Below are 18,744 nucleotides of genomic sequence, written 5' to 3' on the forward strand. Positions count from 1 at the left end.
GGCTATAGGAGGTTTTTTTTTCTAAAAAAACTATTTATTACTCGCTCTTTTCGTGTTCTTCAATATCTTTTTGTAAGTCCAGTTTTCTAAAAGTAGGCGATACGGCTCCGGTTAGAAATACGGTAATTAGTGTCATGCTTCCGCCAAAGACGACTGCGCTAACAGTTCCCATTAGCTTTGCAGTTAAGCCGCTTTCAAAAGCACCCAATTCATTAGAGGAACCTACAAATATAGAATTTACAGCCGCAACTCGGCCTCGCATGTGATCTGGTGTTTTCAATTGCAAAATAGTTTGGCGTATCACCACCGAAATTCCGTCGAAAACACCGCTTAAAAATAAAGCCGCTACGGACAACCAAAAAATAGAGGAAAGTCCAAAAACGATAATACAAATCCCAAACGCAAAAATTGCCGACAGCAGTTTCATGCCTGCATTTTTAGTAAAAGGAATATAAGCGGAGATTATCAACATCAAAAAAGCGCCAACAGCAGGAGCGGCTCTCAAAACACCAAATCCCTGCGGCCCTACTTTCAAAATATCCTGTGCAAAAATAGGTAATAAAGCAACGGCTCCACCAAAAAGAACGGCAATCATATCTAATGATAAAGCGCCTAAAATCGTCTTATTGTTGAAAACAAATTTCACACCTTCTTTCAAACTTTCCATAATAGGTTCCCCAATTTTTGGATTCAAAATAGGCTTCGTTGCAATTTGGGTTAAAGCGATTAACGCAAAAAGTGAACATCCCAAAACGATGGACATTGACCAGTGAACGCCAATCCAATTGATGGAAAAACCGGCTACTGCAGGACCTAAAACGGAACTTATTTGCCAAACTGAACTGCTCCAAGTGGCAGCATTTGGATATATTTTTTTAGGAACAATCAACGCCAAAAGAGAAAATATCGTAGGGCCAAGAAAAGCGCGAACCAATCCTCCTAAAAACACGAAAAAGTAAATGGAGTATAAAATAGTTTGGGTAGAAAAATCTTTTATGAATGGTGGCCACGTAAATAAAAACAAGCCCAAACTAATGATTGAAAACCCTAAAATACATTTGAAAAGCAATCCTTTTTTCTCCTTTTGATCAACAATGTGTCCGGCAAACAAAGCCATCGAAATTGCTGGAATGACTTCCATTAATCCGATGATTCCTAACGATAACGGATTTTTGGTCAAACTATATACTTCCCACTCAATGACGATAAACTGCATGGACCAGCCAAAAACCATAGCAAAACGCAATAACAAAAAAATATTGAATTCTTTATAACGCAGGGCTGAGTAAGGGTCTTTTTTTTTCATAACAAAAGAATCATTCTTTAATATCTCGCAATCGCAATTGCAAACTTAATTTGCCTTTCCATTCGTTCTCATCGATGCAATACACCGCTTGAAAAGGTTTTTGATAGGTAGTCAGTTCGATTTTGCTTCCCAAATTAAAACCAATTGCAACGATGCCTTCGGAGTTGTTTTGTTTGACAAAAAGTTTTAAATGTTCGTCTTCTTGTCCAAGCGGTTTTCCGTAACCGGTATCTTTGATGTTTTTGGTCAGGAAAATTGGAGTCATATTTTGTGGTCCGTACGGTTCAAATTGTTTCAGGATTCTAATTAATTTTGGAGTGATATCCGCAAAATCAATTTCGGCATCAACCGCAATTTCGGGCGTCAACATATCCGGATGAATGGTTCTTTCGACTTCTTTTTCGAAAGCATCTTTGAAGATTTGGTAGTTTTCTTCCTTTAAAGTCATTCCTGCAGCATACATGTGACCACCAAATTGTTCCAAATGTTCGGTACACGCTTCGAGTGCATTATATACGTCAAATCCTTTTACGGAACGTGCCGAAGCTGCATATTTATCGCCACTTTTGGTAAAAACAAGTGTCGGACGGTAATAGGTTTCTATCAATCGAGAAGCGACAATTCCAATTACACCTTTGTGCCAATCTTCTTGAAAAACTACAGAGGTAAAACGTTCTTTTTCATTATTTTCCTCAATTTGTTGTAACGCTTCTTTGGTGATTAATTTGTCTAATTCTTTTCGCTCTGAATTATAGGCTTCAATTTCGAAAGCAAATTGTTGGGCTTGCTCAAAATCAAATTCGGTTAATAATTCCACGGCATGGTTCCCGTGTTTGATGCGTCCGGCAGCGTTTATTCTGGGTGCGATGATGAAAACAACATCGGTAATATCTAAGGTTTGTTTTTTTATTTGGTGAATGATGGCTTTGATTCCTGGTCTTGGGTCAGAATTGATGACTTGCAATCCAAAATAAGCCAAAACCCGATTCTCTCCGGTCATCGGGACGATATCAGCAGCAATCGCAGCCGAAACTAAATCCAGATACGGAATCAAATCATCGATTGTCTGGTTTCTGTTTTTTCCCAATGCCTGAATCAATTTGAAACCTATTCCGCAACCGCACAATTCATCATAAGGATAATTACAATCGTCTCGTTTTGGGTCGAGAACGGCAACGGCTTCAGGTAAAAAATCTCCCGGTCTGTGGTGATCACAAATGATAAAATCGATGTTTCGCTCTTTGGCGTAAGCCACATGATCGATAGACTTTATACCGCAATCTAAAGCAACGATGAGTGAAAATCCATTGTCATCAGCAAAGTCAATTCCTTTAAATGAAATTCCGTAACCTTCGTCATAACGATCCGGAATATAGGTCGCCACGTTTGGATAATACGTTTTTAAATAGGAAGAAACGAGTGAAACTGCGGTGGTCCCATCGACATCATAATCGCCAAAAATAAGAATATTTTCCTCATTTTCAATCGCTTTTTCAATTCGAGCGACTGCTTTTTCCATATCTTTCATCAAATATGGATCATGCAAATCATCTAAACTCGGACGAAAAAACCGTTTGGCATCTTCAAAAGTTTCGATGCCGCGTTGTACTAATAAAGTGGCCACAAAATCTTCCACATTCAAAGCTTTCGCCAAATGTTGAACGGTATCTTCGGAAGGTTTTGATTTAAGTGTCCAACGCATATTTACTTGGGATTATAAGATTTAGGATTTTTATGAAGTCAAGCGCAATGTCATTAAGTTTAAGGAGTTTTGACCGTCACTTCGAGTAATTTGGAACATTAATGCGACAGCTTTAATGTTTAAAATTGTATCGAGAAGCCTTTATTCTCAAAGGGTTCTCGATACTTCGTAGAAATTTTCTATCGCAAATTTCTACTCAACTCGAACTGACGAGCCCCTAACTTAATGACATTACACTCGACCTGACAGCGTTTTAACTATTTTATTTCAATACTAAAGCACTTCCGTAAAATGCAATTCCATCCCAACCGGTTTTCATGAAATTGCGAATGTTTTGATGATCAGTTCCGTTTGGATTTTTTAAAACATCTTCGTAATAATATGCTCCAAAACAAGCTAATGTTTCTGCTTCTGATAGGTTTTGAATTTCGGCGAAAGCAAATAATTTACATGAGCCTGAATTTTCTCCAGCTGCATTGTGTTGCAAACCGTTCTCAAATGCCGTTGGAGTAAAGTCGTAGTTTTCTTCAATTGTTGCAATGGTTTCTGCAAAAGCGATGGATTCTGGTGCCTGCTTTAATTTTTCTAAAAAGGTTTCTAAATTCATGGTATTTTTATAGGTTATTCTTCTTCCGAAAATTTACTTTTTTTAGGTTCTTTGGTGATTGTTTTTCCGCTGACCACGACTACAATTTCTCCTCTTGGCGCTATTTTATCAAAATGAGCGACCACTTCTTTAACTGTTCCGCGAACATTTTCTTCGTGCAGTTTGGATAATTCCCTAGAAACCGATATTTGGCGGTCTTCGCCAAAATAGGTGATGAATTCTGCTAAAGTCTTCACTAATTTATGGGGAGAAACATATAAAATCATCGTTCTTGTTTCTTCCGCTAATGCTAAATATCGGGTTTGACGTCCTTTTTTGTCAGGCAAAAATCCTTCAAAAACAAATTTGTCATTGGGTAAGCCGCTGTTGACTAATGCCGGAACAAATGCGGTTGCTCCAGGCAAACATTCTACGTCAATTCCGTTTTCAACGCAAGCGCGGGTCAATAAAAAACCGGGATCCGAAATGGCAGGCGTTCCTGCATCTGATATCAAAGCGATATTTTCTCCGGCTTTCAATCTCGAAATTAAATTTTCGATGGTTTTGTGTTCGTTGTGCATGTGATGGCTGTACATGTGTGTGCCAATTTCGAAATGCTTCAACAATTTTCCGCTCGTACGCGTGTCTTCGGCGAGAATCAAATCGACTTCCTTAAGAATCCGAATCGCTCGAAAAGTCATGTCTTCGAGATTGCCAATAGGCGTAGGAACGATGTATAATTTTGACATAGATAAAATAATTAAATACAAATTTTATAGAAAATCTGTATTTGTTCAAATGTATATTCAGAAAAATTCAAGGAAATTTACAAGAATTTTTTCTCTATAATATCCATAAAGCGTTCCTCATAATCCTGTTTTCCTTCCCAGTTGTTGTAGTCCGGTTTTACCATTTCCTGAATGAAATCTCTGGTTTCGTAGAATGTATCAAATGTGATTAATTGATTTAAAACGCGGTTGTAGTCTTCGCTGCTATTTCCAAAAAGGTGTTTTATAAAAGCAATCCGATCATTCAAATCGATATTGATTCCTTTGGCTAATTTTTCGTTCAGCGAAACTGTTTTTGGTTCAACAGCTTCTTCTTTGGCAGGTATTACTTTTTCTTCCTCTGGAACAATTTCTTTTGGAGTTTCGATTACAACTGCAGTAGGGATATTTTCAATTTGTTGCACTTTTACAAACTGTGTGTCATGGTAATTTCCGCCCAATAAATCTTCGAAAGAAATTTGTACCGGTTCCATTTTCTTTGGCACCTCCAGTTCCGTTTGTACTTCCTCTTCTTGAGACAATTCAAAAGCTGGTGTGAATGCTGCAGTTTCAGGTTCTGAAGTTTCTTTTTCCGCTACAACTATTTCTTCCTCAATAATAGGTTCTTCTTTTTCTTCTTCCAGAGTTACTTCTTCATTAGAAATTGTTTTTTCCAAAGGAACTTCAATAGTTTCTTCTTCCACAATATTTGTTTCAGATTCAGATTCATCAGCAGTTGTTGTTGCTTGTTCCAAAGGCGTTTCAGCGATTTCTTCAACGACAGTTTTTTCGATTATTGCTTTAGCTTCCGGTTGAACCGATTCTGTTTTATCAAAAATAGATTCAATTTTTTGTTCCACTTCAGCAGCGCCAATAGTTGGTTTTGCCTCACTAAAGTACTCGTCTACAAATCGTAAGACAGAAAGTTTTTCATATAATTTCTGCGTTTCCAGATATAATTGATTGATGTCAGATTTATTCTTTAGTTGTAATACTCTGTGTGCAATGCTGATTAAATCGGCTTCCAATTTTTTTTTCATAACTTTTGAAATTATAGTGTGTTAGGCGGGTCTTTTTAATAAAAATCTTCCTGGTTTTTATTTAGTATAAGGAAGAAGAAACTTTAGCTCGCGTTATTTTATTTTTAAATAAGAGCTCGCGAATCTCCGATTTAATAAAAATGTTATACTTTTGAAACGACGTAAAAGTATAAAATTTTTAAGTCGGTTTTATCCATTACAAAGTAATAAAAACTATTCATTTTTTAAGTCAGAAAAATACAAAATGTTTCTCGAAAATACAGTAAATCATAAAGAACAATTTGGTTGGATCGAAGTCATTTGTGGCTCCATGTTTTCGGGTAAAACCGAGGAATTGATCCGTCGTTTGAAAAGAGCGCAGTTTGCCAAGCAAAAAGTAGAAATTTTCAAACCTGAAATTGATACGCGCTATCATGACGATATGGTGGTGTCACATGATGCAAATGAAATCCGTTCCACGCCCGTTCCTGCTGCAGCAAATATTGCTATTTTGGCGCAAGGTTGTGATGTGGTGGGCATTGACGAAGCGCAATTTTTTGATGACGAAATTGTCAAAATTTGTAATGATTTGGCAAATCAGGGAATCCGAGTAATTGTTGCCGGATTGGATATGGATTTCAAAGGGAATCCTTTTGGTCCGATGCCCGCATTAATGGCAACTGCCGAATATGTTACCAAAGTACACGCCGTATGTACCCGCACCGGAAATCTTGCCAATTACAGTTTCCGTAAAACCGATAATGACAAACTTGTTATGCTGGGCGAAACCGAAGAATACGAACCTTTAAGCCGTGCTGCGTATTATCATGCGATGCGTAAAGATCAGGAGAAAAAATAGAAATCCTCTCCCAACCCTCTCCAAAGGAAAGGGAGCTCAAACTAGATTGAAATATAAAAGTATTGAAAATATAAAACCCTTTCAGAGTTTAGAACTCCGAAAGGGTTTGTCTTTTTATAGAAACATTGTTTTTTAGCAACACTAAATTTCAAATCGTTAATCAGCAATCTAAAATCAACAATCTTACATTTTCTTCCTCATTCTCGCTACCGGAATATCGAGTTGTTCTCTGTATTTTGCAATCGTTCTTCTGGCGATTGGATAGCCTTTTTCTTTTAGAATTTCGGCTAATTGATCATCTGGAAGTGGTTTTTTCTTGTCTTCCTCCTCGATTGTATTCTGAAGGATTTTTTTGATTTCCAATGTAGAAACGTCTTCACCTTGGTCGTTTTTCATCGCTTCCGAGAAGAATTCTTTAATCAGTTTCGTGCCATAAGGCGTTTCTACATATTTGCTGTTCGCAACACGTGAAATCGTCGAAATATCAAGACCCACCATATCGGCAATGTCTTTCAGGATCATCGGTTTCAACTTGGTTTCATCGCCATCCAGGAAATATTCCTCCTGATAATGCATAATCGCATTCATGGTTACAAAAAGCGTTTCCTGACGTTGGCGTATCGCATCGATAAACCATTTAGCCGAATCCAATTTCTGTTTTATAAACTGCACCGCATCTTTTTGCTGCGCTGATTTATCTCTGGAATCCTTATACGTTTGCATCATTTCCTGATAATCCTTGGAAACGTGCAGCGAAGGAGCATTTCGTCCGTTTAAGGTCAGTTCCAGTTCGCTGTCCACAATTCTGATAGCAAAATCAGGAACTACATTTTCCGTTACCTTGTTGTTTCCGGTAAAAGATCCGCCTGGTTTTGGATTCAGTTTTTCTATTTCATGAATGGCTTTTTTAAGTTGCTCATTCGAAACATTGTATTTTTGTAACAGCTTATCGTAATGTTTTTTGGTAAACGCATCAAACTGATTTTCGATAATATCAGTGGCTAATTCCACGGATTCCGTTGGTGTTTTGTGTTTCAATTGCAGCAACAAACATTCTTGTAAATCACGTGCTCCTACACCGGATGGTTCCAGTTCATGAATCACCTGCAACATTTTTTCTACCATTTTCTCATCGGTGTAAATACCTTGCGTAAACGCCATGTCATCTACCATATCAGGAACACTGCGACGGATATAACCCATGTCATCAATACTTCCAACCAGAAATTCGGCAATATCGCGCTCTTCATCATTCAGAATAAAAGTATTCAACTGATTGATTAAATCCTGATGAAAACTCACTGGCGCAGCAAAAGGCGTTTCGCGATCATCGTCATCATCGCTGTAATTGTTGGCCTGTGTTTTATAATCCGGCGTTTCGTCGTTGCTTAAATATTCATCAATGTTGATGTCTTCGGCGTCAATGCGCTCCGATTCGGCATCGTCATAATCGTCATAATCTTCGTTTTCGAACTCATCCTTTTCATATTCATCTTCTTCTTTTCCGGCTTCCAAAGCTGGATTTTCGTTCATTTCTTCTAATAAACGTTGTTCGAAAGCTTGCGTAGGCAATTGAATTAACTTCATCAACTGAATTTGTTGAGGAGATAATTTCTGGGATAATTTTAAATTTAGAAATTGCTTTAGCATTAAGTTTAATCGTTTATTTGTTTAATCGTTTATTCGGGATGATCGGTTAAACAAATAAACGATTAACCGAATAAACCTTTTTAGAATTCCGCATTCATTGGCGTTCTTGGAAAAGGAATTACGTCACGAATGTTTGTCATTCCTGTTACAAACAATACCAATCTTTCGAATCCAAGTCCGAAACCAGAGTGAACCGCTGAACCGAATCTTCGGGTATCAAGATACCACCACAATTCTTCTTCATCAATTCCTAGGGCTTTCATTTTTTCAACCAAAACATCAAAACGCTCTTCTCTTTGAGAACCTCCCACGATTTCTCCAATTCCAGGGAAAAGGATATCCATCGCGCGAACTGTTTTTCCGTCTTCGTTCAAACGCATGTAAAATGCTTTGATATTTGCTGGGTAATCAAACAAGATTACCGGACATTTAAAGTGTTTTTCCACTAAATAACGCTCGTGTTCCGATTGTAAATCAGCACCCCATTCGTTAATGATATAGTTGAATTTTTTCTTTTTATTTGGCGTACAATCTCTTAAAATATCAATTGCTTCGGTGTATGAAACACGTTTGAAATTGTTTTCCAAAACAAAGTTTAATTTGTCAAGCAAAGCCATTTCGCTTCTCTCCGCAACTGGTTTTGATTTCTCTTCATCCAATAATCTTCCTTCAAGGAATTTCAAATCCTCTGGACATTTGTCCATCGTGTATTTGATTACGTATTGAATAAAATCCTCGGCCAAATCCATATTGTCATTCAAATCATTGAAAGCCACTTCCGGCTCAATCATCCAAAATTCCGCAAGGTGACGAGAAGTATTCGAGTTTTCAGCTCTAAATGTTGGCCCAAAAGTATAAATCTGACCCAAAGCCATCGCAAAAGTCTCTCCTTCCAGTTGTCCCGAAACCGTAAGATTCGTTTCTTTTCCGAAGAAATCTTCTTTGTAATTTACTTTTCCGTCTTCGGTTCTTGGTGTTCCGTCAAATGGCAAAGCGGTAACTTTAAACATTTCACCGGCACCTTCAGCATCCGAACCCGTGATGATTGGCGTATTTACATACACAAAACCTTTCTCCTGAAAATAACTATGAACCGCATACGATAAAACGGAGCGTACTCTCATTATGGCTCCAAACATATTGGTACGAACTCTTAAATGCGCATTTTCACGCAAGAAATCCAAGCTCGGTTTGTTTTTAGGTTGTATCGGGAATTTCTCCGCATCCGAATCTCCAAGGATTTCCAGTTTTACCACCTGAATTTCAAATTTCTGTCCGGCACCTTTACTTTCCACCAAAGTTCCTGTCACAGATATGGCTGCTCCAGTAGTAATTCTCTTCAAAGTCTCGTCTGGCGTGTTCTCAAAATCGACAACACATTGTATATTATCAATGGTCGAACCATCGTTTAAGGCAATAAATTGATTGTTTCTAAAAGTTCTCACCCATCCTTTTGCATTCACTTCATGAAGCGTTGTTGTGCTGTTTAGTAAGTCTTTAACTTTTGTATGTCTCATTTTAAATATAATTGATATTGAAAAATTGTGTTTTTATCGAACTGCAAATATAAATCATTTGTTTCTAATTTTCATTGTGAGAAATAGGGTAATCAGGAGCTATTTCCCGCTATTCGCTATATCTTTTACTTTTTAAAGGAAAAAGTAAAAGGATGCCGCTATTATCGGGGCTAGAGAATAGTGGAATTATATTTTTTAAACGAATTTATTATTCATGCAAGTTTTTTTAGGTACAAAAATCAAAGAGATAATATTGAAGATATTCTCCAATATTATTATGTGAGTTTTTAGCTATATTTGCTAATATTTAAAATAAAACTGACTTTGGAAAAATTTGAAATAGATGTAAAATGGGCGAGCTATTTTGTTATAGTTAATGTAATAGTTTCAATTGTAGTAGCTTTATTTGCTGTAGTTTTCTTTTCGTTAAGTTTTGAAGAAAGGTATAATACAAAATTTGTGTCTAGCGTTCTTATAATGTTTTTTGTAATTCAACTGTTTTATTTTGTCCGAAAAGCAATTAAAGAAAACAAAAAACATCAAACAATTAGAATCTTTTCAAAAGTGTCAATTTTTTTTCGTGTTTTAGGTTTTTATATTTTTATTGTTTCTTTGAAATATATATCGCCTCATATTACTTCTTTGGAACTCAATTCTATTCTACAATATAGAAAAAATAATCTTTCAGAATTTTTAATAGAAGAGGATGAAATAAAAAATAATAAAAGTAATTGGTTGAATGATGTAGTAATCGTAATTAATAGAAGATTTAGCAGATAGAACATTTGAAGAAATTTGTAATATTTTGTTTTTAAAACATAAAAAAAATCCCGCCTTACTAGACGGGGTTTTGAGTTTTAGTATAATAAAAATGTAACCCTGACAAGTTAAATTAGACAATTTACTCTTTCTTCAAAGCATCAATTTCGGCATCACTTGGTTCGATGATGTCAATTTTTGGTTCGATAAATTCCTGTTCGTTAGCCAATGTTTTATTCAACGTCAATACCAAAGCCGGCAATAACATTAAATTCGAGAGCATTCCGAACAATAAGGTCAACGAAATCAATCCGCCAAGAGCGATTGTTCCTCCAAAACTGGACAACATAAATACCGAAAATCCGAAGAATAACACGATAGAAGTATAAAACATGCTCAAACCGGCATCTGTAAATGTGGCGTAAACCGACTTGCGGATTTTCCAGTTATTTTTCTTTAATTCCTCGCGGTATTGCGCTAAAAACCGAATGGTATCATCTACCGAAAGTCCAAACGCGATTCCGAAAACCAAGATCGTCGATGGTTTCAACGGAATATCCAAATAGCCCATAATTCCTGCAGTCAGCAGCAACGGTAATAGATTTGGGATAATGGAAACCAGTACCATTTTGAACGAACGGAACATAAACGCCACCAAAAGGGAGGTCAGGAAAAAGGCAAAAACCAAAGACGAAAGCAAATTGTCCAGCAGGTAACCGGTTCCTTTTTGGAAAACCAATGCTTTTCCGGTAATGCTAACGTTGTACTGACTTGGCGGGAAAAGTTTATCGGCTTTTTTACGAATTTCAGCTTCAATTTTGGCAATATTATCGCCGTTTTCATCGCGCATAAAAGTCGTGATTCGGGCAAATTGTCCTGTGGAATCCACATAGCTTTTCATTAGATTGTCTTTCGAGTTTTTTGTGGCATTTTTAGCATACGACAAAATAAACGACTGTTCCTGTGATGTTGGCAATTCGTAATAATCGGGGTTTCCGTTGTAATAAGCCTGCTTGGAATATTTAACCAAATTGACAATAGAAATGGGTTTTGACAATTCCGGGATTTCATCGATAGTTTCCTCGAGTTCTTCCATTCGCCTCAGCGTAGACAGTTTCATGACTCCTTTTTTACGCTTGGTGTCAATCATGATTTCCAGCGGCATAACGCCGTCAAATTCTTTTTCGAAGAAAACAATATCTTCAAAAAAGGCCTCTTTTTTAGGCATGTCTTCGATCAAGCTGCCCGAAATACGCATTTTATAAATACCTACGATACTAACAACCAAAAGAAGAATGGCAACGACATAAATCGAAAATCGATTGTATTTTACGTTTCTCAGAATCCAATCCATAAAAACCTTGACGTAATTGCGGTCTAAATGCTCAATGTGACGGTCTTTTGGTGGTGGAATATAACTGTGAAAAATAGGGATGACAATGATGCACAAAAAGAAAAGTGCCATGATATTGATAGAAGTCACCACTCCAAATTCTAATAATAATTGATTGTTTGAAGCGACAAACGTAGCAAAACCAATGGCTGTGGTAAGATTCGTCATTAGCGTTGCCATTCCCACTTTGGTCGTGACACGCTGTAATGCTTTGGCTTTATTTCGATGCACTTTGTATTCCTGATGGTATTTGTTGGTCAGGAAAATACAATTCGGAATCCCGATAACGATAATTAAAGAAGGAACTAAAGCCGTTAAAACCGTGATTTCGTAATTCAGTAATCCTAGAAATCCAAAAGACCACATCACGCCAATAATTACAATTATCATTGATATTAATGTTGCTCTAAAACTTCTGAAAAAGAAAAAGAAAAGCAATGAGGTGACTAATAATGAGGCTCCGATGAAGATGCTTATCTCATCAGTAATGGTTTTTGCATTCAGCGTTCGGATGTAAGGCATTCCCGAAACACGCAGGTCGATTCCGGTTTCTTTTTCGAATGTTTCAACTGCGGGAACTAATTTATCAAGAATAAAATCTTTTCGGGCGGCCGTGTTTACAATTTTTTTATCCATGTAAACCGCAGAGCGAATGCTTCCCGATCTTTTATTGAAAAGTAATCCTTCGTAAAAAGGCAAATCATTGAATAGCTCTTTCCTTATTTTTTGAAGATACGCTTGGTCAACAGTTTTACTTTGGTCTACAAAAGGAACCAATTCAAAGGTTGCCAAAGAATCATTTTTTTGTAATTTCTTTAAGTCATTTAACGAAATTACTAAGTCTACTGCTTTGTCTTCTTTCAGCGTGTTCATCAGTTTACTCCAGGAAGCATAGGCTTTCGGGGTAAATATAGCGTTGTCTTTTACACCTATGATGACTAGATTTCCTTCTTCACCAAATTTATTCAAAAATGCATTGTACTGAATATTTACAATATTGTCATCCGGTAATAAATTGGCTTCGGTAAAAGTGAAGTGGATATTTTTCCATTGCATTGCTAAAAGAGCTGTTATCGCTACAATAATGGATAACATCAAAATTCTATTTCTAAGGACAATTCGGGCTATTAATTCCCAAAATCCTAAACTAAACCACTTCATCATAAGTCATATTTAACGGCGGTAAAGGTAGTCAAAACTGCTATATATCATTTGTTTTAACTAAAACTTTTTGTTGTTTTATGGGGCTAATTATACTAGTTTTTTATTTTACAATTAAATAATTTTGTGGGATATAAATTATACATTTGAATTTCTCATCTTTGTTTTTTAGAGTTGAGCGTGAATACATAAAAATGAATATGAAGAATTATAAAAACACATTGTTTTATATAGGTGTAACAGGTGGTTTCACGGCATTGATGTATTGGATTATAAGTAAAGGAAAAAGCTTAGAAGCAAATGAAGTTATCGTAACACCTGAAAGTGGAAACGGTTCTTGGAATGATTTTTTAGCTTCCATGCAACACAATTTTCAGGATCCTTTGGCCATCCTTTTGGCACAAATTATTACGATAATACTTGTTGCCCGTGTTTTTGGTTGGGTTTTCAAGAAAATTGGACAGCCATCAGTAATTGGAGAGATTATTGCGGGAATTGTCCTTGGACCATCCTTATTGGGATTGTATTTTCCGGAATTTTCAAGTGCTTTATTTCCGGTTGAATCCTTAGGAAATTTAAAATTTTTGAGCCAGATAGGGTTGATACTTTTTATGTTTGTCATAGGAATGGAACTCGATTTGAAAGTGCTGAAAAACAAAGCAAATGAAGCGGTGGTTATCAGTCACGCCAGTATCGTGATTCCTTTTGCACTCGGGATTGGATTGGCTTATTTTGTTTACAATAGATTTGCTCCCGAAGGTGTGAAATTCCTTGCTTTCAGTTTGTTTATGGGAATTGCCTTGAGTATTACTGCTTTTCCGGTTCTGGCAAGAATTGTTCAGGAACGAGGAATTCATAAAACGAAATTAGGAGCTATTGTCATTACGTGTGCTGCCGCCGATGATATTACCGCTTGGTGTATTCTAGCAGTGGTAATTGCAATTGTAAAAGCGGGAACTTTCGTTAGTTCTTTATACATTATTATGTTGGCAGTGATTTATGTTGTTGCCATGATTTTTATTGTAAAACCATTTTTGAAAAGAATTGGGGATTTGTACGGTTCAAAAGACACTATAATCAAACCGGTTGTAGCTATCTTTTTTCTGGTACTGATTCTTTCGTCATATGCGACTGAAGTGATTGGTATTCATGCATTATTTGGAGCGTTTATGGCTGGTGCTATTATGCCGGATGTTCCAAAATTCAGAACCATATTCATAGAAAAAGTAGAGGATGTTGCATTGATTCTTTTACTGCCTTTGTTCTTTGTATTTACGGGTTTGAAAACCGAAATTGGTCTGATTAATGATCCTTATTTATGGAAAGTTACCGGTTTTATTATTTTGGTAGCCGTAGTGGGAAAATTTTTAGGAAGCGCCTTGGCAGCCAAATTTGTAGGGCAGACGTGGCGAGACAGTTTGACAATTGGCGCCTTGATGAATACCAGAGGACTGATGGAATTGATCGTTTTAAACATCGGGTTAGAGCTTAAAGTTTTGACTCCCGAAGTGTTTACAATGATGGTAATCATGGCCTTGGTCACTACTTTTATGACTGGGCCGGCTTTAGATTTAATCAATTATATTTTTAAAACTAAAGATGGTGTTGAAATCGTTGAACAAACAAACCATAATAAATACCGAATTTTAATTTCGTTTGGGAACAATGAAAAAGGAAAATCCTTGTTGCGATTAGCGAATAGCTTAATAAAAAAGCAAAAAGATTCTGCCAGTATTACGGTAATGCATTTGTCCTTAAGTGACGAGATGCATACTTTTAATATGGAAGACAAAGAGAAAAATAGTTTTTATCCTATTGTTGAAGAATCTCAACTGTTAAATCAGGACATTACCACTATTTTTAAAGCAACTATGGATATTGAAACCGAAATTGCAGATGTTGCTAATCAAGGGGATTATGATTTGTTGTTGGTAGGTTTGGGAAAATCAATATTTGAAGGCACCATTCTTGGAAAAGTAATCGGTTTTACAACAAGGATAATCAATCCGGATCGTTTAATAGATAAGTTTACCGGAAAAGAAGGCTTGTTTGAAAATTCGCCTTTTGATGAAAGAACCAGACAGATTATTTCTAAAACCAAGATGCCAATAGGGATTTTGATTGATAAAGATTTACAGCATGTAAACCATGTTTTTATTCCAATTTTTAGCCCCGAAGATTCATTTGTGATTGATTATATCCAAAAATTAATTTACAACAACAACTCTAAAATTGTTATTTTGGATGTCAATGGCCATGTAAATACTAATTTTGTAATCAAGAGCGCTATTGATTCTTTGGAACAAAAATATCCAAACAACATTGGTTTGATAACCGATAAAATAATCAAAAAAGAATTTTTGGCTCAACAGGATTTAATGTTGATTAGCCTTGAAAGTTGGAAAGAACTCGTTGATTCCAGAAGTGACTGGTTGAGCGGGGTTCCTTCGGTATTAATTTTAAAACATTAACATGAACTGGATTTTATTAATTATAGGTGGAATTTTTGAAGTGGGTTTTGCAACTTGCTTGGGTAAAGCCAAGGAAAGTTCCGGAATGACAGCAACATTATGGTTGGGCGGATTTTTAATTTGCCTGGCAATAAGTATGGTATTACTTTACAAAGCCACACAAACCCTGCCTATTGGAACGGCTTATGCGGTTTGGACAGGAATTGGAGCGGTGGGAACGGTTCTGGTTGGGATTTTTGTGTTTAAAGAACCGGCTGATTTCTGGCGAATTTTCTTCATCACCACTTTGATCAGTTCTATTATTGGACTAAAATTCGTTTCGAGTCATTAAAGCCCCAGATTAAGAACGAAACTTATTTTGACAGCTATATTATCTTGAAATTTACTCAGCTGATTTGGACCGTAACGGTAAAATCCGCCTAATCCCAAGCCATTATAAATTTGGTTTAGCTCTATTCCAGATTCGAAATAACCTTTGTCTAAGGTTTTGTAATTCAATCCAATGTGTTGTTCCGGTTTTTGTAAATTTCCCCAAGCTATTCTGGAAACGAGAACTAAGGAAGGTTTTACTTTTTTGAATAATGTTACGCGGCTAAAGCCATGTTTGAATTGAAAATAAGCATATTGACTGGAGAAAAATTCATTGAAAAACATGGTTTCAAAACTGTTTTTTCCTGCAAAAGTGATTCTCTGCATAATAGTTTCCTTGGTGATATTATTGGGAGACGTATTGTACAAATGTGTCAGTGGTACATCGCCAAGAGCATAACCGGCTTCGAAAAGTAAGCTTGTTTTTTGACCGTTTAAATATTTTTTTTCATACTCAGTTTTGAAATCGAATTTGCTAAATTCAAAATCATTTTGCATAACCTTAGGCAGGGATTGTGTGTATTGAAAAGTAAATTTTGGGAAACGTTTTTCTACTTCAATTCGTCCCGTAGGCGTTTGCATGTAATCGCTAAATGGATTCCAACGTAGAGAAACCATCGCGGTGGTCATAACATAACTCGTATATAATTTCTCGTTGAGGTTGTATATATAATTGAACTTAGGCTCTATTGCGGCACGGGAAAGCTCCCAGAAACTTTCTGTTTTTGGAATAATTTTGGTTTCTATAAATGTTTTCCAACTCACATAATTGTAAAATGTACTGATGTTTATAGGTCTTGGATCATAGATTTTGAATGCTTTTTTATCAATTGTAAACACGGTGCTTGCAATTTCCCGAACATCATCAGTATAGGAAACACCAATCCAAGAATTGGAAAATTTACCTACACGAGTTGCCATTCCCAAATTATATTTGAAATTGCCATCCTTTGTTCCATAGGCTGTGTAGCCTTCTATTCTGAATTTTTTTGAAAATTGTTCATTGGTCACTCCGCCAATTCCCAATCTGAATCCTTCGTAATTATTATAACTGAATAATTTACGTAAGTCTAAATCGAATTTTCCAATGGGTAAATATCCATTGATGATTTTTCGTCCAAAACGGATGCGGCTTTCAATTCGTTTTTTAACTGAAATACTGTCCAGTGCCAAATACGTTTTTTGGCTTCGGCTGTCCAAACTGTCTTTTCTGTAGGTGTTCCAAAAACGTTCCGGTTTGTTAATTGCATCGTCTTTGATTTCGATATAAATCGCCGATTTTTTAATTTGTATCGGAATGTTATACTGAATTTCAAAATTATTCGTGTGCGAAAGTAAGTAGGTGAAATCTGAGGCGACTTTCTTTCTTTCTTTAAAATCTTGTTCTACATCACCATCAAATTGAATCGTTCCGCCAAGGATTTTTATATCGTCATCATTTTTGCCTTTTACAATTTTAAAAGTTTTGTCCGTTGGGAACCATAATTTTTCACTTGGGATGTACTTAAAATCATGAATTCCGCTAATGTCAAGAACGCCTTTTATACGCATTACCGCTTTGGCGACAGCAAAATTATTTTGGTCAATATAAAGTACGCCTTCCAGTCCTGATGCTTTCCTTTTTTTCTTGTTTTTAAAATAAATCATATAAGTGTTTCTACCGTCAATGAGGAGTGAATCCAAGAGTTTGTAGTTGTAATCGTTTAGCGCATCATTGGCAATGGGGCTGTTGTACTTGGTTTCAAAAAGCTCGTAACTGGAGTCGTAAATAGAGAAAGACTGCAAGTTAAAAGCAATGATTTCATAAACAGGCTGCTTGAAACCCGCCATTTTGGTGCCTAATATGGTTTCTTTTAATGTACTATTTGCAAATTGATATTGTGATACTTTTTCGGTTTGAAAAAGATGTTGTTTACTAATGACGTCTTTAAATTTATAATCCGAGGAATCAATTTTTGAGAATTGTTTCCCAATCGATTTTTGGACAAAAACAGAATCGATTCTTCCGTCAATAGAGTCAGGATTTGCAGTTACAGTGAGTTTGTTATAGGATTTAAATTCAAAACTACGGAGCTTTTTTTGTGGATTATTATTGTCTTTATTTTCGATTGTCTTCTTGATAATTGCCAAAGCAGGGTTTTCGCTTGAAATCCTCACTTCGTTCAAATTATCCGTTTTTTGGGAAAGAACAACCACATAATAATTTTTATTTTTTTCGAGGATAATCCTAGCTTTGGTGAAACCAATATAAGAAACATCAAAAGCTGTAAAGGGAATTGGAACTAGAATACTAAACTTTCCATCGACATCAGAGATGGAATTTAGGCCATTATTTGTGGTAATCGTTGCAAACGGCAACGGTTTGTTGGTTGTAGATTCTTTCACAATTCCATTTACCTGAAATTGCGCCTGTAGCGAAAGCGTTAAAAAAAAGAATAACAAACACAATTGCTTCATAAATAGGGTTTACTGCAAAACGGGTATAATCTCATTTTGGTATCGCAAAAATAACAATAAAAAAATCCGTCTCGTTAAACTAACGAGACGGATTTTTAATATAATTTGAAAGGGAATTACACCTTCATAATTTCGGCTTCTTTCACCACTAAAAGTTCATCTATTTTTCTGATGAAAGTATTCGTTAAGTTTTGAACTTCTTCTTCGGCACTTTTACAAATGTCTTCTGATGTTCCTTCTTTTTCTAATTTCTTGATTTCAGTATTAGCATCTTTTCGAGCATTTCGAATCCCCACTTTGGCGTCTTCGGCTTCTACTTTGGCTTGTTTCGCAAGATCGCGTCTTCTTTCCTCGGTCAATGCGGGAACACTGATGATAATTACATCACCGTTATTCATTGGATTAAAACCAATATTGGCAACCATAATTGCTTTTTCAATTATGTGTAGCATGTTTTTTTCAAAAGGTTGTAACGTAATTGTTCTGGCATCTGGAACACTAATTTTTGACACTTGTGACAGCGGTGTTGCAGAACCATAATAATCAACAAATACACTTCCAAGCATTGCTGGTGATGCTTTTCCAGCACGAATATTCAAAAATTCTTTTTCTAAATGCGCAATAGAACCTGTCATAGATTCTTTTGTGCTATCTAATATAAATTCAATTTCTTCAGTCATAATTTAGATCTTTGGATTATTAGATTGTTAGATTTTTAGACTGTCTGA

14 protein-coding genes are annotated in these 18,744 nt (G+C 36.1%); 4 read left to right on the plus strand and 10 right to left on the minus strand.

Features of this window, described 5'->3' with window-relative positions:
• Positions 1-37: 37 nt before the first annotated feature.
• The 5 genes from QLS97_RS03470 to QLS97_RS03490 form a co-directional block, all read right to left on the minus strand.
• Positions 38-1,306: an MFS transporter gene (locus tag QLS97_RS03470; RefSeq protein ID WP_282714270.1), complete on the minus strand. Its 1,269-nt coding sequence runs from the start codon at positions 1,304-1,306 to the stop codon at positions 38-40.
• A 10-nt stretch (positions 1,307-1,316) separates the two neighbouring features.
• Positions 1,317-3,008, minus strand: coding sequence for a single-stranded-DNA-specific exonuclease RecJ (gene recJ / locus QLS97_RS03475; protein ID WP_282714271.1), 1,692 nt, complete (start codon positions 3,006-3,008; stop codon positions 1,317-1,319).
• A gap of 262 nt (positions 3,009-3,270) precedes the next feature.
• Positions 3,271-3,615, minus strand: coding sequence for a HopJ type III effector protein (locus QLS97_RS03480; protein WP_282714272.1), 345 nt, complete (start codon positions 3,613-3,615; stop codon positions 3,271-3,273).
• Between the two features lie 14 nt (positions 3,616-3,629).
• Positions 3,630-4,343 (minus strand): 16S rRNA (cytidine(1402)-2'-O)-methyltransferase, encoded by a 714-nt coding sequence (gene rsmI / locus QLS97_RS03485; protein WP_099714190.1) that lies wholly within the window; start codon positions 4,341-4,343, stop codon positions 3,630-3,632.
• A gap of 77 nt (positions 4,344-4,420) precedes the next feature.
• Positions 4,421-5,401: a hypothetical protein gene (locus QLS97_RS03490; RefSeq protein ID WP_282714273.1), complete on the minus strand. Its 981-nt coding sequence runs from the start codon at positions 5,399-5,401 to the stop codon at positions 4,421-4,423.
• A 244-nt stretch (positions 5,402-5,645) separates the two neighbouring features.
• On the opposite strand from QLS97_RS03490, the gene QLS97_RS03495 reads away from it, so the two are divergent.
• Positions 5,646-6,239 carry a thymidine kinase gene (locus QLS97_RS03495; RefSeq protein WP_131914846.1) on the plus strand — a complete coding sequence of 198 codons (594 nt, stop codon included), beginning with the start codon at positions 5,646-5,648 and terminating at the stop codon, positions 6,237-6,239.
• Positions 6,240-6,422: 183 nt separating this feature from the next.
• On the opposite strand, the gene rpoN is transcribed toward QLS97_RS03495, so the two are convergent.
• Complete coding sequence (gene rpoN / locus QLS97_RS03500) at positions 6,423-7,889, minus strand: RNA polymerase factor sigma-54 (RefSeq protein WP_282714274.1); 1,467 nt, start codon at positions 7,887-7,889, stop codon at positions 6,423-6,425.
• Positions 7,890-7,969: 80 nt separating this feature from the next.
• Positions 7,970-9,406, minus strand: coding sequence for an asparagine--tRNA ligase (gene asnS, locus QLS97_RS03505; protein WP_282714275.1), 1,437 nt, complete (start codon positions 9,404-9,406; stop codon positions 7,970-7,972).
• A gap of 324 nt (positions 9,407-9,730) precedes the next feature.
• Here asnS and QLS97_RS03510 point away from each other — a divergent pair, with 324 nt between their 5' ends.
• The gene (locus tag QLS97_RS03510) at positions 9,731-10,186 is read left to right on the plus strand and encodes a hypothetical protein (protein ID WP_282714276.1); all 456 of its coding nucleotides are present in this window, start codon (positions 9,731-9,733) and stop codon (positions 10,184-10,186) included.
• A 121-nt stretch (positions 10,187-10,307) separates the two neighbouring features.
• On the opposite strand, the gene QLS97_RS03515 is transcribed toward QLS97_RS03510, so the two are convergent.
• Positions 10,308-12,722 (minus strand): efflux RND transporter permease subunit, encoded by a 2,415-nt coding sequence (locus QLS97_RS03515; protein WP_282714277.1) that lies wholly within the window; start codon positions 12,720-12,722, stop codon positions 10,308-10,310.
• A gap of 197 nt (positions 12,723-12,919) precedes the next feature.
• Between QLS97_RS03515 and QLS97_RS03520 the strand changes: the two genes are divergently transcribed.
• Both QLS97_RS03520 and QLS97_RS03525 read left to right on the plus strand, forming a co-directional pair.
• A complete protein-coding gene (locus tag QLS97_RS03520; protein WP_282714278.1) occupies positions 12,920-15,190 on the plus strand; it encodes a cation:proton antiporter in 2,271 nt (756 codons plus the stop codon).
• Between the two features lies 1 nt (position 15,191).
• A complete protein-coding gene (locus QLS97_RS03525) occupies positions 15,192-15,521 on the plus strand; it encodes a DMT family transporter (RefSeq protein WP_131914852.1) in 330 nt (109 codons plus the stop codon).
• Here QLS97_RS03525 and QLS97_RS03530 read toward each other — a convergent pair.
• Both QLS97_RS03530 and frr read right to left on the minus strand, forming a co-directional pair.
• The gene (locus tag QLS97_RS03530; RefSeq protein ID WP_282714279.1) at positions 15,518-18,016 is read right to left on the minus strand and encodes a DUF5686 family protein; all 2,499 of its coding nucleotides are present in this window, start codon (positions 18,014-18,016) and stop codon (positions 15,518-15,520) included. The two genes, QLS97_RS03525 and QLS97_RS03530, sit on opposite strands and share 4 nt — an antisense overlap.
• 116 nt (positions 18,017-18,132) lie before the next feature.
• The gene (gene frr / locus QLS97_RS03535) at positions 18,133-18,696 is read right to left on the minus strand and encodes a ribosome recycling factor (protein ID WP_282714280.1); all 564 of its coding nucleotides are present in this window, start codon (positions 18,694-18,696) and stop codon (positions 18,133-18,135) included.
• Positions 18,697-18,744 lie beyond the last annotated feature (48 nt).

The sequence above is a fragment of the Flavobacterium yafengii genome, assembly GCF_030010375.1.
Classification (GTDB): Bacteria; Bacteroidota; Bacteroidia; order Flavobacteriales; family Flavobacteriaceae; genus Flavobacterium; species Flavobacterium yafengii.